General features: G+C 67.7%; 20 protein-coding genes and 2 tRNA genes. 16 read left to right on the top strand and 6 right to left on the bottom strand.

Annotation, left to right across the window (positions count from 1 at the left end):
* The first annotated feature begins 43 nt into the window (after positions 1 to 43).
* The 7 genes from VHL31_RS02280 (at position 44) to VHL31_RS02250 (ending at position 7,102) form a co-directional block, all read left to right on the top strand.
* Positions 44 to 841 (top strand): ATP-binding cassette domain-containing protein, encoded by a 798-nt coding sequence (locus tag VHL31_RS02280; protein ID WP_414653627.1) that lies wholly within the window; start codon positions 44 to 46, stop codon positions 839 to 841.
* Positions 842 to 1,094: 253 nt separating this feature from the next.
* Positions 1,095 to 1,592, top strand: a complete 498-nt coding sequence (locus VHL31_RS02275; protein WP_349262342.1) for a cupin domain-containing protein — start codon at positions 1,095 to 1,097, stop codon at positions 1,590 to 1,592.
* Between the two features lie 231 nt (positions 1,593 to 1,823).
* Positions 1,824 to 2,837, top strand: a complete 1,014-nt coding sequence (gene cysP, locus VHL31_RS02270) for a thiosulfate ABC transporter substrate-binding protein CysP (protein WP_329659578.1) — start codon at positions 1,824 to 1,826, stop codon at positions 2,835 to 2,837.
* 86 nt (positions 2,838 to 2,923) lie between these two features.
* Positions 2,924 to 3,748: a sulfate ABC transporter permease subunit CysT gene (cysT, locus tag VHL31_RS02265; RefSeq protein ID WP_329659577.1), complete on the top strand. Its 825-nt coding sequence runs from the start codon at positions 2,924 to 2,926 to the stop codon at positions 3,746 to 3,748.
* A gap of 3 nt (positions 3,749 to 3,751) precedes the next feature.
* Complete coding sequence (gene cysW, locus VHL31_RS02260; RefSeq protein ID WP_329659576.1) at positions 3,752 to 4,597, top strand: sulfate ABC transporter permease subunit CysW; 846 nt, start codon at positions 3,752 to 3,754, stop codon at positions 4,595 to 4,597.
* 16 nt (positions 4,598 to 4,613) lie between these two features.
* Positions 4,614 to 5,615, top strand: coding sequence for an ornithine cyclodeaminase family protein (locus VHL31_RS02255; protein WP_329659575.1), 1,002 nt, complete (start codon positions 4,614 to 4,616; stop codon positions 5,613 to 5,615).
* A gap of 26 nt (positions 5,616 to 5,641) precedes the next feature.
* Positions 5,642 to 7,102 (top strand): HAL/PAL/TAL family ammonia-lyase, encoded by a 1,461-nt coding sequence (locus VHL31_RS02250; RefSeq protein WP_329659574.1) that lies wholly within the window; start codon positions 5,642 to 5,644, stop codon positions 7,100 to 7,102.
* Positions 7,103 to 7,147: 45 nt separating this feature from the next.
* Here the strand turns inward: VHL31_RS02250 and VHL31_RS02245 are convergent, their stop codons facing one another.
* From VHL31_RS02245 to VHL31_RS02230, 4 genes are all read right to left on the bottom strand, one after another.
* On the bottom strand, positions 7,148 to 9,790 hold the full coding sequence (locus tag VHL31_RS02245) for a valine--tRNA ligase (RefSeq protein WP_329659573.1): 2,643 nt from the start codon (positions 9,788 to 9,790) through the stop codon (positions 7,148 to 7,150).
* A 190-nt stretch (positions 9,791 to 9,980) separates the two neighbouring features.
* Complete coding sequence (locus VHL31_RS02240) at positions 9,981 to 10,559, bottom strand: DUF2497 domain-containing protein (RefSeq protein ID WP_329659572.1); 579 nt, start codon at positions 10,557 to 10,559, stop codon at positions 9,981 to 9,983.
* 149 nt (positions 10,560 to 10,708) lie between these two features.
* The gene (locus VHL31_RS02235; RefSeq protein ID WP_329659571.1) at positions 10,709 to 11,044 is read right to left on the bottom strand and encodes a rhodanese-like domain-containing protein; all 336 of its coding nucleotides are present in this window, start codon (positions 11,042 to 11,044) and stop codon (positions 10,709 to 10,711) included.
* A gap of 16 nt (positions 11,045 to 11,060) precedes the next feature.
* The gene (locus VHL31_RS02230; RefSeq protein WP_329659570.1) at positions 11,061 to 11,783 is read right to left on the bottom strand and encodes a protein-L-isoaspartate O-methyltransferase; all 723 of its coding nucleotides are present in this window, start codon (positions 11,781 to 11,783) and stop codon (positions 11,061 to 11,063) included.
* Positions 11,784 to 11,865: 82 nt separating this feature from the next.
* On the opposite strand from VHL31_RS02230, the gene VHL31_RS02225 reads away from it, so the two are divergent.
* The 5 genes from VHL31_RS02225 to VHL31_RS02205 all read left to right on the top strand — a co-directional run bounded on the left by VHL31_RS02225 (position 11,866) and on the right by VHL31_RS02205 (position 16,130).
* Positions 11,866 to 11,940: transfer RNA gene (locus tag VHL31_RS02225), tRNA-Cys, on the top strand.
* Positions 11,941 to 12,102: 162 nt separating this feature from the next.
* A complete protein-coding gene (locus tag VHL31_RS02220) occupies positions 12,103 to 12,768 on the top strand; it encodes a DUF1003 domain-containing protein (protein ID WP_329659569.1) in 666 nt (221 codons plus the stop codon).
* 105 nt (positions 12,769 to 12,873) lie between these two features.
* Positions 12,874 to 13,548: an SOS response-associated peptidase gene (locus VHL31_RS02215; RefSeq protein WP_329659568.1), complete on the top strand. Its 675-nt coding sequence runs from the start codon at positions 12,874 to 12,876 to the stop codon at positions 13,546 to 13,548.
* Between the two features lie 248 nt (positions 13,549 to 13,796).
* Entirely contained in the window at positions 13,797 to 15,683 is a 1,887-nt protein-coding gene (locus VHL31_RS02210) for a potassium transporter Kup (protein ID WP_329659567.1), read from the top strand.
* Between the two features lie 138 nt (positions 15,684 to 15,821).
* Complete coding sequence (locus VHL31_RS02205) at positions 15,822 to 16,130, top strand: hypothetical protein (protein ID WP_329659566.1); 309 nt, start codon at positions 15,822 to 15,824, stop codon at positions 16,128 to 16,130.
* Positions 16,131 to 16,157: 27 nt separating this feature from the next.
* Here the strand turns inward: VHL31_RS02205 and VHL31_RS02200 are convergent, their stop codons facing one another.
* Positions 16,158 to 17,108, bottom strand: coding sequence for a glyoxylate/hydroxypyruvate reductase A (locus tag VHL31_RS02200; RefSeq protein ID WP_329659565.1), 951 nt, complete (start codon positions 17,106 to 17,108; stop codon positions 16,158 to 16,160).
* Positions 17,109 to 17,205: 97 nt separating this feature from the next.
* Between VHL31_RS02200 and VHL31_RS02195 the strand changes: the two genes are divergently transcribed.
* Positions 17,206 to 17,281, top strand: a tRNA-Asn gene (locus tag VHL31_RS02195).
* A 168-nt stretch (positions 17,282 to 17,449) separates the two neighbouring features.
* On the opposite strand, the gene VHL31_RS02190 is transcribed toward VHL31_RS02195, so the two are convergent.
* The gene (locus VHL31_RS02190; protein ID WP_329659564.1) at positions 17,450 to 18,394 is read right to left on the bottom strand and encodes a nucleoside hydrolase; all 945 of its coding nucleotides are present in this window, start codon (positions 18,392 to 18,394) and stop codon (positions 17,450 to 17,452) included.
* Between the two features lie 130 nt (positions 18,395 to 18,524).
* Between VHL31_RS02190 and hisG the strand changes: the two genes are divergently transcribed.
* The 3 genes from hisG to hisH are packed head-to-tail and all read left to right on the top strand — an operon-like array spanning position 18,525 to position 20,611.
* Positions 18,525 to 19,391: an ATP phosphoribosyltransferase gene (hisG, locus tag VHL31_RS02185; RefSeq protein ID WP_329659563.1), complete on the top strand. Its 867-nt coding sequence runs from the start codon at positions 18,525 to 18,527 to the stop codon at positions 19,389 to 19,391.
* A gap of 39 nt (positions 19,392 to 19,430) precedes the next feature.
* The gene (gene hisB, locus VHL31_RS02180; RefSeq protein ID WP_329659562.1) at positions 19,431 to 20,021 is read left to right on the top strand and encodes an imidazoleglycerol-phosphate dehydratase HisB; all 591 of its coding nucleotides are present in this window, start codon (positions 19,431 to 19,433) and stop codon (positions 20,019 to 20,021) included.
* Positions 20,018 to 20,611 carry an imidazole glycerol phosphate synthase subunit HisH gene (gene hisH / locus VHL31_RS02175; protein ID WP_329659561.1) on the top strand — a complete coding sequence of 198 codons (594 nt, stop codon included), beginning with the start codon at positions 20,018 to 20,020 and terminating at the stop codon, positions 20,609 to 20,611. Before hisB ends, hisH begins: the two co-directional genes overlap by 4 nt.
* Position 20,612 lies beyond the last annotated feature (1 nt).

Genomic DNA, 20,612 nt, shown 5'->3' with positions numbered 1-20,612 from the left:
CGCGGGACGTGCTGCGGGCTCAGGCCCCGGCGGAAGCGCTGCCATGACCATGCAGCCGGCGGTCGAGATCCGCGACCTCGAGAAGGCCTATCCCGCGCGCTTCTCCCTGTTCGGCCAGACGAGGCCGGCCGTCCACGCGCTCAAGCGGGTGTCGATGGCCGTACCGGCTGGCCGGACGCTGGGCATCGTCGGCGAATCCGGCTGCGGGAAGACCACGCTCGCCCGCTGCCTTGTCGGGCTCATCCGGCCAAGTGGCGGCGCGATCCAGGTGGAGGGGCGGCCGATCGCCGAGCTTGCGGCGGCGGGTCCCAAGGCATTGGGCACCACGGTGCAGTATGTCTTCCAGGACCCGCTATCCTCGCTCAATCCGCGCAAGACGATCCGCCAGATCCTGTCCGCTCCACTCCGATTCCTGGTGGGCATGGGCGCCGGCGATCGCGAGGCCCGGCTGGTCGAGCTGATGCGCTCGGTCGACCTGGAGCCGACATTCCTCGATCGCTACCCGCACGAGTTCTCCGGCGGCCAGGCCCAGCGCGTCGGCATTGCCCGGGCACTGGCGGCGGGTGCGCGGATCATCGTGCTGGACGAGCCTGTCTCTGCCCTCGACGTCTCCGTCCAAGTGCAGGTGCTCCGCCTGCTCGTGGACCTCAAGCGCCGGCATGGCCTGACCTATGTCTTCATCAGCCACGATCTCGCGGTCGTGGAGGCCATCGCCGACGAGGTGGCGGTGATGCAGGCGGGTGAGGTCGTTGAGACGGGGCCGCCCGTCCGGCTGTTCCAGGCGCCCGACCATCCCTACACCCGGCGGCTGATCGCGTCGGTCCCGACATTGGCAAGCTGAGGCTCTTTGCTGGACGGCCTTGGCCGCGGTGACCGGCGCGTGTGGGCACACGACCGGCCTGGTCGGTCCACCCGGGCAGGTGGCGGAAACGTCGACGGACCATTACGAAGCCGGGGTCTCGACCTTCCTGATCCTCGGCTTCGGCCCGCCGGAGGATGCCGGGCAGGCTGGGCGGGAACTCCTGCCGCTGATACGCGCCGACGCGACGCGGACAGGAGAAGGCAGCGCCGGCAAAGGTGGAAGAACTGCAGCCATGACCGAGCAAGCAACGACCGACTGGCGCCATGATGGGGTACGGGTGGTGCCCGGTGACCAACTGGACACGAACACGCCGCAGACGCCGGGCATGAACCGGGCAGCCGCCATCAATTTTGCCAGGGTGGGTGCTCAGAAGCTGTGGGCCGGCACGGTGACGATCCACGCCCATGCCAAGACCGGTGCGCATCATCACGGGGAACTGGAGAGCGTCATCTACGTGCTCCGTGGCCGTGCCCGCATGCGCTGGGGCAACCAGCTCGAGTTCACCGCGGAGGCGGGACCGGGCGACTTCATCTACGTCCCGCCGTTCGTGCCGCACCAGGAGATCAACGCGAGCGACACGGAACCGCTCGAGTGCGTCCTGGTCCGCAGCGACCAGGAGGCGGTGGTGGTCAACCTGGACATCCCGATGGTCGAGAAGCCGGAGACCGTGGCCTGGATCGACCCGATCCACAAGGCGGCGGGCGGCGGCGAGGAGTCCGGCACGGCTTAAACCTGGCTTCAGAATTCATGGGCACCGGCATCAGCCTTCGGTAATTGACAAAGGCGACTGGCAAAGTAGTTTTCTGTCGTTCCGTGTGACCTGCCGATCTTCCTGTCTGCACGACCGGATGGCTTCTCTCCTTTCCTTGTCGGGGTGGCGCGCGTTCAGCAGCCGCCCCGATCTTTCTTCGCCACGCCGGGCAGCGACCGCCGGCCACACAGACAAAGCAGAGGACCGATCATGAAGCGCCGTAGCCTGCTCGCGACCGCCATGGCGCTGCCCTGGGCAATCTCCGTCGCTCGCCCCGCACGCGCCGCCGTTAGCACGATGCTGAACGCCTCCTACGACATCAGCCGCGAGCTGTTCGCGGCGATCAACCCCGCGTTCGCTGCCGCATGGAAGACCAGGACCGGCCAGGACATTTCGATCGAGCAGTCGCATGGCGGCTCGTCGCGGCAGGCCCGGGCGGTGCTGGAGGGGCTGCAGGCGGATGTCGTGACGTTCAACCAGGAGGTCGACATCCAGATCCTCCACGACCGCGGCCAGCTGATCCCGGCCGACTGGAAGTCCAGGCTGCCGTACAACAGCTCTCCCTACTACTCGCTGCCGGCCTTCCTGGTGCGCGCCGGCAACCCGAAGGGCATCAAGGACTGGGACGACCTGGTCAAGGAAGGCACCCAGGTGCTGTTCCCCAACCCGAAGACCTCGGGCAATGCGCGCTACACCTATCTCGCCGCCTACGCCCACGCGCTGGACAAGTCGGGCGGCGACCAGGCGGCAGCCGAAGCCTTCGTGAAGCAGCTCATGGCGAACGTGCCGGTGTTCGACACGGGCGGGCGCGGTGCGACGACCACGTTCGTGGAGCGCGAGCTTGGCGACGCGCTGCTGACCTTCGAGGCGGAAGTGAACGGAATCCGCCGCGAGTACGGCGAGGACAGCTTCGAGGTGGTGATCCCGTCCACCAGCATCCAGGCCGACTTCCCTGTCGCCGTCGTTGACGCGGTAGCTGACCAGCGCGGCTCCCGCGATGTCGCGACCGCGTACCTGGAGTTCCTGTACACGCCAGAGGGCCAGACCATCCTGGCGGAGCACTACAACCGCGTTCGCGACGAGACGGTGGCCGCCAAGTTCGCCGCCCGGTTCCCGCCCGTCCGGCTCTTCACCGTCGACGACGTGTTCGGCGGCTGGGCCAAGGTCAACCAGGAGCACCTGGCCGAAGGCGGCATCCTGGACAGGGTGCTCGTCAACCGCTGATCCGCTCCGGTTGCAAGCTGGACTGGTGCCCTCTCCACCACTAGTCCAGCGACGCCGGGATCATTCCCGTCCAGCCTGAAGGCTTCATGGTGAAGAGAAGCGCCCTGCCGGGGTTCGGCCTCTCCCTCGGGCTGACGCTGAGCTATCTGACGATCATCGTGCTGTTGCCGCTGGCCGCCCTGGTACTGAAGGCGGTGCAGATGGGACCGGCGGAACTGCTGGCGGTCGTGAGCGGTCCCCGTGCGCTGGCCAGCTACCGGGTGACGCTCACCATGGCGGCGGCGGCAACACTGTTCAGCGGCCTTTACGGGCTGCTCCTGGCGTGGATCCTGGTGCGCTACGACTTCCCGGGACGGCGCTTCCTGGACGCGCTGGTCGACCTGCCGTTCGCCCTGCCGACCGCGGTGGCAGGACTGGCGCTGACCGAGCTGTTCGCGAGGAACGGCTGGTTCGGAAGCCTGCTTTCCCCGCTCGGCATCGAGGTCGCCTACGCGCCGGCCGGGATCGCGGTCGCCATGGCGTTCACCAGCTTCCCGTTCGTCGTACGCACGGTGCAGCCGGTGCTGGAGGACCTGGAGGCGGATGCCGAGGAAGCAGCCAGGATGCTGGGAGCGGGTGACTGGCAGATCTTCGCCAGGGTGATCCTGCCGATGGTGCTGCCTGCCTGGGTTGCCGGCTGTGCCCTGGGCTTCGCCCGCTCGCTGGGCGAGTTCGGCGCGGTCGTGTTCATCGCGGGCAACCTTCCGTTCGAGACCGAAGTGACATCGCTGCTGGCCTTCATCCGGCTGGAGGAATTCGACTATCCATCCGCGGCGGGCCTGGCTTGCGTCATGCTGCTGGCGGCCTTCGTCATGTTGACCATCACCAACCTGCTGCAGGCACGCTGGCTGCGCTTTGCGGAGCGGAGCTAGGTCATGCGCGAGCCCACAGCCAGACGCGCTGGCGACGCGCCGCTCGTTCGCCGGACCCTGATCGGCGCCGGCGTCCTTCTCACCCTGCTCTTCCTGGTGGCTCCCGTCGCGGTCGTCTTCGTGCAGGCGCTCGCGGCAGGGTTCGGTCCCTATCTGCAGAACCTGGCCGCACCCGACACGCTGCATGCCATCTGGCTGACCGTGCTGACGGTCCTGGTCGTGCTTCCGGTCAACCTGCTGTTCGGGCTGGCGGCGGCCTGGGCGATCACCCGCTTCTCCTTCCGCGGCAAGTCCTTCCTGGTCACCCTGATCGAGCTGCCCTTCTCGATCTCGCCGATCGTGGCCGGCGTGATCTACCTCTTCCTGTACGGGGCGCAGGGCCTGCTCGGGCCATGGCTGCAGCAGTACGACCTGCGCATCATGTTCTCCGTGCCGGCGATCATCCTGGTCAGCCTGTTCGTGACGAGCCCGTTTGTCGCCCGCGAGCTGATCGCATTCATGCAGACGCAAAGCTCGGAGGACGAGGAGGCGGCCCGCTCGCTGGGCGCGAGCGGCTGGCAGATGTTCATGCGGGTCACCCTGCCGAACATCCGCTGGGCGCTGCTCTATGGCGCCATCCTGTGCACGGCGCGCACGATCGGCGAGTTCGGCGCCGTGTCGGTCGTGTCCGGCAACATTCGCGGCCAGACCAACACCCTGCCGCTGCAGATCGAACTGCTCTACAACGATTACAACGCGGCTGGCGCTTTCGCCGCCGCTTCCGTGCTGGCGCTGATCGGGCTGCTGACCATCCTCGTGAAAGCGTTGGTCGAAGAGTTCGGCCCGAGGGAGCGCAACGAGCAGAGCTGAAGAGGAGGCACCAGGCTTGGCCGAGCTGCACATCACCTGGCTGAACGGTCTGGACGTCGAGGCGCTGGCGCTGACCGACGAGGAGATCATCGGTGCCGTCGAGGGCGGCCTGCGGGCGCAAGGCCTTGGCCAGACCGTGATCGAGCCCAGGATGCACCTCACCCCCGATCCGGCCTTCCACGGCCACTTCAACGTGCTGCGCGGCTATGTGGCGCCGCTGGACCTGGCCGGCGTGAAGGTGGTCGGCGACTTCATGGACAACTGGCGGCAGGGTCTGCCCTCGGAGTTCGGGATCCTCAATCTTTTCGATCCCCGCACGGGCCGTCCGGTCGCGATCCTGGACGCCACGGCGATCACCGAGATGCGGACGGGCGCCGTCACGGCACTCGGCGGCAAATACCTGGCGCCGCCGAACCCGCGGATCCTCGGCCATATCGGCGCGCGGGGGACATCATACTGGAACGTGCGGCTGCTCGACCGGCTGTTCGACTTCGCCGAGATCAGGGTGCATTCGCGGCGGAAGGAGAGCCAGGACGCGTTTGCGGAGCGGCTCAGCCGGGATCTCGGCAAGACGGTGACGGCGGTTTCCGACTGGCATGCCTGCGTCGACGGAGCCGACATCGTGGTGGAGGCGTCGCGGCTGAACGCGCCGGAACCGATGCTGCGGACCGAGTGGATCAAGCGGGGCGCCCTGGTGATGCCCTACGGCACCATGAGCGCCGTGGAGCTGTCGCTGACCGACATCATGGACAAGATCGTGGTCGACGACTGGGGACAGGCCCGCGCGGGCAAGCTCGGCTCGCTGCGGGCCCATGTCGACAGCGGGCGGCTGTCGGAGGCCAACCTCCACGCGGAACTCGGCCAGATCGTGGCGGGGGAGAAGCCAGGTCGCGAGCGGCCGGACGAGACCATCCTGTTCTGGCACCGCGGCCTGTCGCTCAGCGACATTGCGCTGGGCCACACGCTGCTCGACAAGGCCGCACGGCTGGGGATCGGCCAGCGCCTGCGCTACGCATGAAGGTCGTCCGGCTCGGAGCCGGCGAGGTGTCCGCCGACGACATCGTGCTGCTGGCCGGCGGCCGGGCGCGGATCGAGGCCGATCCCGGTCTCCTGGACCGACTGGCGGCAGCGAGACGCACGCTCGAGCAGGTCGCGGCGTCCGGCCAGCGCATCTATGGCCTGAATACCGGCCTCGGCGCCAAGGTCGGTCTGGATGTCGCGGATGCGCCATCTGCGCCCGACCTGTCCGGGTTCCAGAACCGGCTGGTGCGCGGCCGTGCTATTGGCGTTGGCGAACCGATGCCGACCGAGGCGGTGCGCGCGATCATGGCCGCACGCCTTGCCACGTTGGCCCAGGGCGGCTCCGGCATCTCCCCGCATGTCTTCCAGGCCCTGCTCGCCATGCTGGAGGCGGGCGTTCATCCGCTGGTGCCGCAGCGGGGCTCGCTCGGGGAGGGCGACCTCGGACTGCTGGCCCATGTGGCACTCGTGCTGATCGGTGAGGGGCAGGCGGAGTATCAGGGGGAGCTGTCGAGCGGCGGGATGGCGCTGCAGCGGGCGGGGCTGGCTCCCGTACAGCTGGGTGCCAAGGACGGCCTGTCCCTGATCAACGCATCGGCCGTGTCGGTCGCCACCGGCGCGCTGGTCGCCAGGGAGGCTGCCGACTTGGCTGCCTGGCAGGAACAGGCGGGCATGCTCGGGTTTGCCGCCATCCGGGCCAATCCGCTGGTCTTCGATCATCGGGTCCAGCAGGCTCGGTCTGCCGCAGGACAGGTGTCGACCGCAGCGCGGCTGCGCCATCTGCTGGCAGGAACGACATACGAGGCCGTGGCCCTGCAGGATCCGCTGTCGTTCCGCTGCCTCGCGTCGATCTCCAGTGCGCTGCACGACGCCGTCGAGCGCGCGCTGGGAATGGTCGCTGCTGAACTGAACAGTGCCGCGGACAATCCGCTCGTGCTGCAGGAGCCGGACCAGGTCGTTTCGACCGGCAACTTCGCCACCCCGGCCTTTGCCCTGGCGTTCGAGAACCTGGGACTGGCGGTGGCCCACGCAGCTCAGGCGGGAGCTGCCCGGTTCGTGCACCTGAGCAACGGGCAGCGCGCCAGCCTCCCGCGCTCGCTTAGTCCGCATGGCGGCACGGCGGCTGGTTTCGTCCCTCTGCAGAAGACCGTCATGGCGCTCCTGGCCGACCTGCACCGGCATGCGGCACCGGTGATGCTGGATGTCATGCCGGTTTCGGAAGGCGTGGAAGATCACGCCACGCAGAGCCCGCTCGTCGTGGAGAAGACGGCCTCCATGCTGGACGCCTGGCGCCATCTGATCGCGATCGAACTGTTCGCCGCAGCGCAGGCCGCCGACCTCCAGCCAGACCTCCGGCTGGGCGGTGCGCTGCGGGAACTGCACGAAGGCGTCCGCGAGAAGGTGCCGTTCCTGGACGAGGATCGCCCACTTGGTCCCGATGCTCAGCGGCTGCATGACTGGATGGCGGCAGGCGACGCTGGCTGATGGCCCTCGGACTGGATTGGGCTGCTGGCATGCGGCGCCAGCCGATCAGAGTGCCGCCAAGGCTGCCTCGAGCCGCGCTGCCCGCTCGGTCAGCTCCACCACGCGCGTCCTGGTCTCCTCGACCACCTCCGGTTCGGCCTTGGCCAGGAAGCCCGGATTTGCCAGCCGGCCCTGCGCCGATGCTGCGTCCTTCCTCGCCTTGTCGATCTCCTTCGCCAGGCGCTTGCGCTCCGCATCCAGGTCCACGGCGTCACCCAGCGGCAGGACAAAGGTCGCCTCCTCCACGACGAGCTGGACGAGACCTCCTGTCGGGCGCGGTGCATCGACATGGACTGCGCCGATCCGCGCCAAGCGCTCCAGGGCAGGGCGATGCCGCTCGAGCCGCGCCCGGGTGATGTCGGAGGCTTGTTCCACCTGCAGGTCGAGCACGGCGCTGGCCGGCACGTTGACGTCGGCACGCGCGGCCCGGACGGCGGAGATGGCGCCGATGAGCCACTCGATCTCCTGCACGGCCTTGGGATCGATCGTCTCGGCCGCCGGCTCCGGCCAGGGGTCGCGGATCAGCGTTCCCTCCGGAGTCCCGAACAGGCGTGCGTGCAGTTCCTCGGTGACGTACGGCGCCAGCGGGTTGAGAAGCTGGAGCGTCGTGGAGATGACGTAGCCCATGGTGCGCTGCGTCTCGGCAGCCGCCTCCGCATCGTCGCCGCCCTGGAAGAAGGGCTTGGCCAGTTCCAGGTACCAGTCGCAGAACTTGTCCCAGATGAACCGGTAAAGGCCCAGTGCCGCATCGTTGAAACGATAGGCCTCCAGGGCCGCGGTCACCTCGGCGGCGGTCGAGGCCAGCGCTCCCAGGATCCAGCGGTTCAGCTGCTGCCGCGCGTCGGCCGGGCGAAAGGCTGGGTCGAGCACGGCGCCGTTCATCTCGGCAAAGCGGCAGGCATTCCAGAGCTTGGTCACGAAGTTGCGGTAGCCCTGGACGCGGCTCTCGCCGAACTTGATGTCGCGCCCTTGCGCCAGCGAGGCCAGGATGGCGAAGCGCAGCGCATCTGCGCCGTACTCGTCGGCGAGGTCGAGCGGGTCGACCACGTTGCCCTTGGTCTTGGACATCTTCTGGCCGGCTTCGTCGCGGACCAAGCCATGGATGTAGACCGTGCGGAACGGGACGTCGCCCATGAACCAGCAGCCCATCATCATCATCCGGGCGACCCAGAAGAAGATGATGTCAAAGCCGGTCACCAGGACGTCGGTCGGGTAGAAGGCGTCCAGCTCCGGGGTCTTCTCCGGCCAGCCCAGGGTGCTGAACGGCCAGAGGGCAGAGCTGAACCAGGTGTCGAGGACGTCGGGGTCGCGGGTCAGCTCGACGCCGTGGCCATAATGTGCCGACGCGGCGGCCACGGCATCGGCCTCGCTCTCCGCGACGAACACCTGCCCGTCCGGTCCGTACCAGGCCGGGATCTGGTGGCCCCACCAGAGCTGACGGCTGATGCACCAGGGCTGGATGTTGCGCATCCACTCGAAGAACGTGTTCTCGTACTGTCTGGGCACGAACACGGTCTTGCCGCTCTCCACCGCCTCGATCGGGGCCTTTGCCAGCGTCGCCGCATCGCAGTACCACTGGTCGGTCAAAAACGGCTCGATGGGCACGCCGGAGCGGTCGCCGTGCGGAACGGCGTGACGGTGCTTCTCGACCTTGTCGAGCAGGCCCTGCTCCTCCATCGCCTGGACGATCCGCTTGCGGGCCTCGAAGCGGTCGAGGCCGCGATACTCGGGCGGCACCTCGTCGCCGGTGATCCGGCCTTCGCGGTCGAGCACCGAGATCTGCGGCAGGTCGTGCCGCCGGCCGACCTCGAAGTCGTTGAAGTCGTGGGCCGGCGTGATCTTGACGGCACCCGTGCCCTTTTCGGGGTCGGAATAGCTGTCGGCGACGATCCGGAGATGGCGGCCGACCAGCGGCAGGACTGCATGAAGGCCGTGGAGGTGCCGGTAGCGCTCGTCGTCCGGGTGCACGGCCACACCTGTATCGCCCAGCATCGTCTCGGGCCTGGTGGTCGCCACGGTGATGGACTCGCCGGGCCGCTCCAGGATCGGGTAGCGGAAGTGCCAGAGATGTCCGTCCATCTCCGTCTGCACCACCTCCAGATCGGAGATCGCGGTCTGCAGCTTGGGGTCCCAGTTGACCAGCCGCTTGTCCTTGTAGATCAGCCCCTGGCGGTGCAACTCGACAAAGACCTTCGCCACGGCCGCCGACAGGCCTGCATCCATGGTGAAGCGCTCGCGCGACCAGTCCGGCGAGGCACCGAGCCGGCGCAGCTGCCGGCCGATGGCGCCGCCGCTCTCCTCCTTCCAGGCCCAGACCGCCTGGAGAAAGGCCTCGCGGCCCATGGCGCGGCGGTCCTTCCCCTCGGACGCCAGCTTGCGCTCGACCACCATCTGCGTGGCGATGCCGGCATGGTCCATGCCGGGCTGCCAAAGCGCACGGCGACCGCGCTTGCGCTCGAAACGGGTGAGCGTGTCCTGCACCGTGAAGGTCAGGGCATGGCCCATATGGAGGCTGCCCGTGACGTTGGGCGGCGGCATCATCAGGCACCAGGGCTCGCCGTTGCCGCTCGCTACAAAGGCCCCGTGTTCCAACCAGTCGGCATAGAGACGGGCCTCGACCTCGGCCGGTCGGTAGGTCTTGTCGAGCATCGGCGGAATCCTAGTGGTGCCCGGAGCGATGGGCAGAAGCGACCCGCGATGTAAGGGAAAGGACAGGGCGGAACAAGTCGGGGCAGGAACGTCGCCGCCACCGGCCGGTGGTCATCGAACCAGACGGTTCGCCGTCTGCCGAAAGAGATCCCTGCCCATGCGTGCCGGATCAGCGATCAGGCGGAGCCGCTCACTGCAGCTCGGCGCGACGGACCAGTTTCTTGACCTCCTCCTCGACGATCCGCTCCACGACGGCCGGCAGGTTCTTGTCGAACCAGTCCTTCAGCATCGGCTCCAGCATGCTCATCAACAACTGCTCGACCGTCATGCCAGAGATCGGCGACTGCGGCTCGTTGGCATTGGGCGCGGCGGCGCGAGCCAGCTTGGAGAAGGCGGCGGCACTGATGGCGGCCGCGGTGTTCGAAACGAGCGCGCTCTGTTCGGGCATGGACGATTCCTGCTGGACTGGCGCCACCTTTGCAGGGGGAGCTACCGGTGCGGGCGGTTCGGCGGACGGGGCTGGCGCGACACGGACCACCGGTGGATCCTGCTGGGCGGCGAGGGCCGGCACAGGCTGCCGCGGACCATCATCGATCCGATCCGTGAGAACCAGCACGTCATCGCCCGGCCGATCGACCGGCGCAGGCCGCGCCTGACCCGCTTGTGGGCGGGCCTGAGCATCGTCGTCCTCTTCCGCGATGATCCGACGAATGGAGGAGAGGATCTCTTCCATCGAAGGTTCGGGCGCGTCCTTCTCGGGTTCGCTCATCTCGTCCTCGCGCGGTTGCTGCCGCCCCGTCACGTCGCGACGCCGGGCATGCCCGTGTCGCTATGGGAGGCATCGTAGCTCCAAGTCGAGCCCGGTTGCAATCCTGGGTAGAACTAAATCAGTAAATATCGACCGGCTGCGCCACCGGATCAGTATGTCGGCCAGGATGGGTCGATCCGTGCCGACCAGGCCAGGACGCCGCCCGTCAGGTTGCTGACATCGTCCCGTCCGTGCGCGCGCAGCCACTGGGTGATCCGCATGCTGCGGGCGCCCGAGCGGCACACCACCACGATCGGCCGGTCCGTCGGCAGCTCGTCGATCCGCTGCGGCAGGCTGCCCATCGGGATATCCAGGCTTTCCGGGAAGCGGCATATGGCAAGCTCGTGCGGTTCGCGCACGTCCAGGATCACCGGCGCATCCGGTCCCGCACGCCGCTCCGCCAGTTCCTCGACCTCGATGGCCAGCGGCTGTTCGGTCACTGCCATGGTCCCGCCCTGCTGTTCAAAAGGTGAAGGTCGGTGCCGGCCGCAGGGCCGCCACCTCGGGTGCAGCCGCATCGAACGGCGTGACCGTGCCGTAAGCCGATCCGAACTTGGTGACCACCATGACCTTTCCGGCCCGTCCGGAGATGAGCACGGTCACCAGGCGGCCGCCATCGGCGAGCTGCACCTTCAGGTCCTCGGGTATCTGCCGCACCGCACCGGCGATGACGATCACGTCGTAGGGAGCATGGCTGAGGAAACCCGCGGCCGGCTTGCCATGGACGGCGACGACCCTGTCATCACCGAGCTCGCCCAGCAGGCGCTCGACGTCGGCCAGCCGCTCCTTGTCCTCGTCGACGATGAACACGGACTTGGCGATCCGCGACAGAACCGCTGCGGAATAACCGGTGGTGCAGCCCAGCAGCAGCACGTTGTCGGTGGGCTTGATCGACGCTGCCTGCAGCAGTTTGCCCAGGACCAGCGGCTCGATCAGCTGGCGGCCGTTCCCCAGCAGGATGTCCTCGTCGCCATAGGCCACGCCCTTGAGCTCCGGCGGAAGGAAGGCTTCACGCGGCACCGCGCCCATCGCCTCCAGCACGTGCTCGTTGTCGATCGCGCTCGGCCGGAGCTGGGATTCCACCATGAGGCGACGGCGCTCAGCGAAATCGGTCATGTCGATGTCCCAGTTCCCTTCGCCCGCGAGTGCCAGTGGGGCGCGGCCGGTCCATAGCAAGCTGGTCATGGTCCTGTCGATGCGGCTGAACCATGCCGGTCCATTCGGCACGTTGACCCGCACCCCGCGCGAGCCTAGAACCCGCCGGCATGGCCGGATAGCAAAGTGGTAATGCAGCGGACTGCAAATCCGCTATTCGGGGGTTCGATTCCCCCTCCGGCCTCCATCATTGCAACCGGTGCCATGGCTGCCGTCGACAGCGGGCCCGCTGGCTGGCCAGCGCGTGGCGCGTGATCGTTACCCAGGACGTTTGTTCGCGAACAGGCAGGGGATGACGGCGAAGGAGGCAGCCACGGACGAGGCCGTTTGCCGCATCTGCGGAAGGACGTTGCCGTTCCGGGAGCTCACGCCGCTGGGTCTGCTGCGCCCGCAGGTCCTCGACCAGATCCACGCCGAACGGCCGGACCTGGACCCGTCCGGGTTCATCTGCCGCGACGATCTCGACCGTTTCCGGGTCCAGCATGTCCGCAGGGTGCTGCAGGAGCAGATCGGCGAGATCGCCGAACTCGACCAGGCCATGATCGAGCGGCTGGCCAGCCACGACCTGGTGTCCGCCCCGGTGGACGCCGAGATCGACCGGACCACGACGACCGGGCAACGGATCGCGGACCGGGTTGCCGCGTTCGGCGGCAGCTGGACCTTCATCATCCTGTTCGGCGTCGTGCTGGTCGCCTGGATGGCGCTCAACACGGTGATGCTGGGCATGCGGGCCTTCGATCCGTTCCCCTATATCCTGCTCAACCTGATCCTTTCCTGCTTGGCCGCCATCCAGGCGCCGGTGATCATGATGAGCCAGAACCGGCAGGAAGCGCGCGACCGGCGCCGCGCGGAGAACGACTATCTGGTCAACATGAAAGCCGAACTGGAGATCCGCCTCCTGCACGAGAAGCTGGACCATCTGCTCCATCGCGAATGGGCAAGGCTCCTGGAGATCCAGGAGATCCAGATCGAGATGATGCGCGGGCGTGACCGGGAACGGGACGGCACCGGCTGACCTCTCCGCCGCGCCCACGGCAGCGAGCGCCAGGGCAAGGGCGGCACCCAGGTGCGACTCGCAAGGTTGATCGGCAAGGACGGCGCCCGAGGGCGGAGGAAGGCCATGTGCAACCTGTATTCGCTGACCAAGGGTCAGGCCGCCATCCGCGCCTTCACCGGTGCCATGCGCGACACGACCGGCAATCTTCCGCCGATGCCCGCGATCTTTCCCGATCAGATGGCGCCGGTGGTGTTCTCGGCGCAGGATGGCGTGCGCGAGCTGACCATGATGCGCTGGGGCTTTCCGCCGCCGCCAAAGCTCGCCAGCCGCCCTGTCACCAACATCCGTAACGTGCAGAGCCCGTACTGGCGGGGCTGGCTCAAGCCCGGCTGGCGCTGCCTCGTGCTGGCCACCTCATTCTGCGAGTACACCGAGGGCCGCCCGAAGGTGCCGCACTGGTTCGCGCTGGACGAGGAACGGCCGGCCTTCGCCTTCGCGGGACTGTGGCGGCCCTGGACAGGCACGCGCGGCACGAAGGCCGAGCCGGTCACCGGCGAGCACCGCCTCTTTGCCTTTCTTACCTGCGAGGCCAATGACGTCGTTCGGCCGATCCATCCCAAGGCGATGCCCGTCCTGCTGACGACACGGCAGGAGTGCGACGCCTGGCTCACTGGCCCGGTCGACGAGGCGCTCGCCCTGCAGCGGCCGCTGCCGAACGACCGGCTGCAGATCGTGCTGACCGGGCCGCGGGCGGACGAGGGCCTGGAACGGCACGGTCTCGCCGCGAACGAGGCCTGACAAGGCGCAACTGGTCACCGCCCATCCGGACGATCCGCCTGTTCCCGACCTCGATCTGGTCAGAACCACCCCTATCGGGTAGGGCCGGTCTCGCTCATCCAGGGCAGGAGCCTCGGACGCATGCGACCTGGCAGCTTGGAGCAGTTCGGGCGGAATGGCCGTGGCCTGGCGTGGCGCGCGAGCGGAAGTCGCCTGGCGGCCCGCCCAGCGGCTCGTAGGCCGGGCCTCCTGTGGGGACCTAGCTGGCCATGACGGATCAATCTGCAGCGGAAGATGCCGGCCATCCAACGCGCCGCTTCTGGCCGTTGGTCCTGGGCAGCATCGGCGTGGTGTACGGCGACATCGGCACGAGCCCGCTCTACGCCATGCGGGAGTCGCTGCTTCACCTGGGCGACGTACCGACTCCCGAGGAGATCATCGGCATCGTGTCGCTGCTCGTGCGGTCGCTGGTCCTGGTCGTCACGCTCAAATACGTGGCGCTGATCCTGCGTGCCGACAATCGTGGCGAGGGCGGGGCACTCGCTTTGATGTCGCTGGCTCAGACCGCGCTGGCTAAGCGGAGCACCGTCGTTCTCGGCCTGGGCATCGCCGGCGCCGGCCTGTTCTACGGGGATGCGATCCTAACGCCGGCGATCTCGGTGCTGTCGGCCGTCGAGGGGCTGAAGACGGTGAGCCCGGGCGTGCAGCCCTATGTCATCCCGATCGCGCTGACGGTGATCGTTGGCCTCTATGTCGTGCAGTCCTTCGGCACGGCGAAGGTGGCCAGCCTGTTCAGCCCGATCATGGTCGTCTGGTTCCTGGTGATTGCCGCCGTGGGCGTCTCCCATATCGGCAACGCGCCGGAGATCCTCTACGCGCTCAACCCGGCGCATGCGCTGGGCTTCCTGTTCGGCCATGGGCTGCTGGGGTTCGCCGTGCTGGGCTCGGTGTTCCTGGCAGTGACCGGCGCCGAGGCACTGTATGCGGATATGGGTCATTTCGGCCGCAACCCGATCCGGATGGCCTGGCTGGGCTTCGTCTGCCCATCCTTGGTCCTGAACTATGTGGGGCAGGGGGCGTTCGCCCTGGCGGAGCCTGCCGCCATCCAGGATCTCTTCTTCCTCTCGGCGCCGGAATGGGCGCGGCTGCCGATGGTGGTGCTGGCGACGCTGGCCACGATCATCGCCGGCCAGGCGGTCATCACCGGCGCCTACTCGCTGACCCGCCAGGCGATGCAGCTGGGCCTGCTTCCCTATCTCGAGGTGCAGCAGACATCGGAGTCCGAACATGGGCAGATCTATCTGCCCAAGATCAACTGGCTGATGCTGGCGGGCGTCGTGACCCTCGTGCTCCTTTTCGGCAGTTCCAGCCGCCTGGCCTCCGCCTATGGGGTCGCTGTCACCGGCACGATGATCGTCACGAGCCTGCTTGCCGTCGTGGTGCTGGCCCGTTCGTGGCGGTGGGGCGTGCCGCTCGCCCTGCTCGTCGTGGCTCCGTTCCTGGTGATTGACGGTGCCTTCCTCGTCGCCAACCTGCTCAAGCTCCCCGACGGGGGGTATGTCCCGCTCCTGTTCGGCGCGGTGATCATGCTGCTGATGTGGACCTGGATCCGCGGCACCCGGATCGTGTCCGAGAAGGTCCGCCGCGACAGCGCTCCGCTTGCGGCCTTCATCCGGTCCATCGAGAGCTCCGATGTCGTGCGGGTGCCGGGCACTGCGATGTTCCTCACGAGCAACCCGCACAACGCACCGGCTGCCCTTCTCCACAACCTCAAGCACAACAAGGTTGTGCACGAATCGAACGTGCTCGTCACCGTTCGCACCGCCAGCCAGCCCTATGTCGCCGACGCCGAGCGGATCACGCTCACCAAGGTCGCCACCGGCTTCTCGACGCTGGAAATCAGCTACGGCTTCATGGAGGACCCGACACTCCTTCGCGCGCTGAAGAAGGCGCGAGGCGAAGGATTGAAGTTCGACATCATGGGAACGTCGTTTTTCCTCGGGCGCCGCCAGATCCGTCAGGCGGCCAAGGGTGGCATGCCCAGCTGGCAGGACGCCCTCTTCATCCGGATGATGCGGCAGTCCCATGACACGACTGAGTATTACCGCATCCCGCCCGATCGGGTCGTCGAGCTCGGTACCCACGTGACCATCTGAAGGCAGGGTGGCCGGACCGGCCGCGGCCTGTGCTTTTTATCACTTACCCTGTCGAAAGAAGCCGCTATCGTCCCGTCTGTTTTGCGGTGCCACAGGATCATTCCTCCGACACCGCATGGTCACCGACATGAGGTCGCGATGTCCGCCCCCATTGGTTTGCCCTGGTTCCACCGGGACGACTATCCGGATCTCCGACGCATGTTCACCGACGGTGACCGGCTGCCGTACATCTTCGACGACTGGCTTCAGGCAGCGACGGAAACGTACCATCAGTTCCAGGATCTGCGCTTGCCCGTGATCCAGGTCTTGATCCAGCCTGATCCCTTTCGCGCCTGGTGCGCCGACAAGGACCTGCGCCCCGACTACCGGGCCCGCCAGCAGTTCTCGAGCGAGGTGGCGAGGACTTCTAGCCACCATGATGGCCACGTCCTGGCCCTTTGTGCCTGAGACGGCGCGTCCAGCGGTCCTGTTCGGTCAGTAGCCCAGCTGCCGGTCCACCAGCGCGTCGACCGGCTGCCCCGCCAGGAAGCTACGAGCGTTGGCGGCCGCGATCGGGGCGGCACTGCGCGGATCGGTGACGGCCGCCACATGCGGCAGGACGGTCACGCCGGGGTGGCGCCACAACGGATGATCGTCCGGCAGGGGCTCGTCGGGGAACACGTCGAGCACGGCGTGGTCGAGATGCCCGGCGTCCAGCGCAGCGAGGAGATCGGGAAGGACGACATGCTCGCCACGGCCCAGGTTCACGAGGGAGGCGCCCCTCGGCATCTGGGCCAGTCGCTTCCGGTCGAGCAGTGCATGGGTGGCAGCCGTCAGCGGCAGGAGGTTCACCAGGATCTCGCTCTGCGCCAGAATGGCTGCCAGACCAGGCTCGCCTTGGTGGATGGTGACGCCTTGCACGGGCTGGCCATGCCGGCTCCAGCCGGCCACCTGGAACCCGAGTGCCAGGAGCGTGCGGGCGGCCTGCCGTCCCATCTCGCCGGTCCCGAGGATGCCGACTGGCCGCTCGCCGGCCCGTGGCTGCTCGAGGGGCCGCCAAAGGCCGATGGCCGCCTGGGCGCGATAGCGGTGCAACTGCCGATGGAGGCTCAGCACCAGCGTCGCCACCGTCTCCCCCATGGTGGCGGCGAAAGCCGGATCCTTCATGCGGGCCAGCGGCAGCGCCGGCGGCAGGGACGAATCGGCCAGCAGCCCGTCCACGCCGGCCCAAAGACACTGCACGAACCTTGCAGCCGGCCAGTCGCCGAAGGTTCCCGGCGCCGGATCGGCGACGAACAGCACCTCCACCTGCTTGCGGGCGGCCTCCTCAGGCGTGCCGTGCGGCGGGCCCAGCAGAACGGGCGCACCGTCCAGTTCCTCGCTCAGCAGGCGCTGCCACTGGTGGGCACGGGCGGCGGGCAGGCGGGTCAGGAGCGCAAAGCTCATCCAGGATACCGGTTCGCGAGTTGGACAGGCCTTCATCGATGGACGGTCGATACGGTCTTGCCAAGGGCCGGGGGTCCTCTTAAAAGCCACGCCACGTTCCCCGGTAGCTCAGTCGGTAGAGCAAGCGGCTGTTAACCGCTGGGTCGCTGGTTCGAGTCCGGCCCGGGGAGCCATCCTTTGCTGCATGGCGCAGCCACCCCCTCTTCGACAAGTCACCGTCGATCCGTCGCCAATCCTCTTGGCGTGAGCGGATCCGCTTGTGTGGCTGCGTCGTCCATCACGTGGATGGCTTCTGGCCGAGCAGGCCGCGGGCGCTCGCCACGGCCGTCTCGGCCAAGGGATCAGTTCTGGCGCTCGATCGCCTCGTTCACCGCGATCCGCCAATTCTCCTTCAGCTCTTCGGCACCTGCCTTGGGCTCGACATGGTTGCCCTTGCGCGCGAACAGGTTGGGGTAGAGCCAGTAAAGGGCGGCCGTATCGTCCCAGATATAGCCGTCCGCCACGGTGGACGGATCGATGCTCATCATGACCGCGATGGTGGCCGGCAGCCCGGTCGTCGCCAGGCCTTTCACCATGTCGGGTCCCGGCACGAAGCCCTGGCCGGCGTTGCGGGGCAGGGCCACCCAGGTGATCTTCTCGGCGAACGCGTCATCCTCCAGGACCGTCCTGCAGGCTTCGAGGTCATAGCTGCAATTGAATCCGGGCGGCTCGCCCTCGGAGGGCGGCACTCCCTGGGCGACGATCCGGCGCAGCTTGCCGGCGATTTCCGGTCCATAGACCGCGAACGAGCTCCAAGGGCCCAGGTGGAGGACGTCGATGGTCGCGCAATCGCGCACCGCCAGCTGGACCGAATGCGCGAGATAGGTTTCCGGAGGATCCAGCGGAACGGTGGTCGCGAGGAGGTAGCCCAGCCGCTCGGCACTTTCGCGGGCGGGGCGCAGCCAGTCGGGAGAGGTGGGACTGGGTGAGTTCTCGCCGACCAGGATGCGAACGTCCTTGCGGCTCGTCGAGACGAGGTGGGCTGCGGCCGTGGCTCCCTGTTCGGCACGCGTGACCCCGCCCGTCACCACGATCGCCGGTACCTTGTCGGTCGGTACGCTGGCTGCAATGGCCCGCGCATCGTCCAGCGCCATGTCGGTATCGATCAACAGGCAGGCGGCCGCATCGGCGTTGACCCCCGGTGCCGGCCGGCCGGGCTTGAAGATCTCCATGGACGGCATCTTCCCGCAGCCGGCCAAGCCCATCATCGCGGCACCCACGGCCAACAGCCGCCCGAACCTGCTCACAGCGATCCTCCTCCCGACGCGGCAACTTGCCGAACCTTGAGCCCGGTGTTTGCGCAGGGTGGGCCAAAGCGTCTATAGGCGAGCGCGCTTGACCTGCAGCGGGCAGGCAACATTTCCCGGATCCGCCGTCTTGTCCAACCCCACCGTCGTCCACCTGGCCCTGCCCAAGGGGCGGATGCAGGAGAACGTCCAGACCCTCCTGGCCGATGCAGGCATCCGTCTGACCTTCGATCGGCGGGGCTACCGTCCGACCCTGTCGCTGCCGGGCTTCGAGACGAAGCTCCTGAAACCGCAGAACATCGTCGAGATGCTGCATGTCGGCTCGCGCGACGTCGGCTTCGCCGGGGCCGACTGGGTCGCGGAAAAGGAGGTCGAGCTCGTCGAGCTGTTCGACACCGGCATGGACCCGGTGCGGATCGTCGCTGCCTGCGAGCCCTCCTTCCTCCAGGAAGGCCGGCCGCGGCCGGGCCCGTTCCTGGTGGCGACCGAGTACGAGCGCCTGACCCGCCGCTGGCTGGAGCGCGAGCGGCTGGAGGGCCGGGTGGTCCGGACCTACGGTGCCACCGAGGTGTTTCCGCCCGAGGATGCCGACTGCATCGTCGACAACACCTCCACCGGCGCCACGCTGAAGGCGAACGGCCTGGCCATCTTCGCGGAGCTCCTGCGCTCCTCGACCCGGCTCTACGCCCATCCGGGGTCGATGGACGATCCCGCCAAGCGCGAGGTGATCGAGCATCTGGTGGTGCTGGTTCGCTCCGTCATGGATGCGCGCAAGCGGGTGATGGTCGAAATCAATGTGCCGCCAGGTCAGCTGGAAGCCCTGGTCGCAGTCCTGCCCTGCATGCGCTATCCTACCGTCTCGCCGCTGCATGCCGGCACCGGCTTTGCGGTCAAGGCGGCCGTGCCGCGCGATGGGCTGCCCACCCTGATCGCCACGATCAAGGCGGCCGGCGGCACGGACATCGTCGTCTCGGATATCGCGCAGATCGTGCCCTGATCCCTCCTTCGTCCAGTCGTGCCGCCTGGAGCCAATGAATTGAACGACCCCCGCACTGCCACCGTCGAGCGCTCGACCAGCGAGACCGAGATCAGGCTGACGCTCGGCCTGGACGGCACCGGCAAGGCCAGCATCCAGACCGGCATCGGCTTCCTCGACCATATGCTCACCGCCCTGGCCAAGCATGGCCGGCTCGACCTGGACCTGCAGGTGAACGGCGATCTGGATGTCGACGACCATCACAGCGTGGAGGATGCCGCGCTGTCGTTGGGCACGGCCCTGGACCAGGCACTGGGTGACCGGCGCGGGATCGAGCGATTCGCCCATGCCTACGCGCCGCTGGACGAGGCACTGGCGCGGGTCGTGGTGGATCTGTCGGGCCGGCCCTACGCGCGCGTCCAGATCCCGTTCGTGCGGGAGATGGTGGGCGACGTCGCCACCGAGAACCTCGTTCACTTCTTCCAGTCGCTGGCCATGACCGGCCGGCTGGCGCTTCATGTCGACGTGCTGGAAGGCGAGAACGACCACCACAAGGCGGAAGCCGCCTTCAAGGCCCTGGCGATCGCGCTGCGCCGTGCGGTGGCTCGCACCGGCGAGAGCGACGTGCCGAGCACGAAGGGGAGCCTATGACCAGGCAGGTGGTGATCGTTCCCACGGGCGTGGCCAACATCGCGTCGGTACAGGCCGCCTGGGCGCGGATCGGGGCCGAGCCCGTGGTGAGCGACGATCCGGTACGGGTGCGCGATGCGGCCTATGCCATGCTGCCCGGCGTCGGCGCCTTCGGTCCAGCCATGGCGGCGCTCCAGTCCAAGGGGCTGGACGAGGCGTTGCGTCGCCGGGTCGAGGCGGATCGTCCCACCATCTGCATCTGTGTCGGCCACCAACTCCTGTTCGAGAGTTCCGAGGAGAGCCCGGACGTGGCGGGCCTGTGCATCGTGGAAGCGCATATCGGCCGCTTCTCCGACGAGGTGAGGGTGCCCCAGTTCGGCTGGAACCATGTCGAGGCGCAGAGCGGCTGCACGCTGCTCCAGGACGGCTATGCCTACTTCGCCAACAGCTACCGAGCATTGGCCGCACCTGGCTGCTCGGTGGCGTTGGCCGATCATGACGGGCTGTTCGTGGCCGGGCTGGAAATGGGCAACCTACTGGCCTGCCAGTTCCACCCGGAGCTTTCCGGTGCCTATGGACGAGCCCTCATGACCCGCTTTCTGGAGCGCTGAC

The sequence above is a fragment of the Geminicoccus sp. genome (assembly GCF_036263595.1).
Classification (GTDB): Bacteria; Pseudomonadota; Alphaproteobacteria; order Geminicoccales; family Geminicoccaceae; genus Geminicoccus.
Note: the sequence above shows the minus strand (reverse complement) of the source record. Positions and strands in the feature narration are given on the sequence as shown.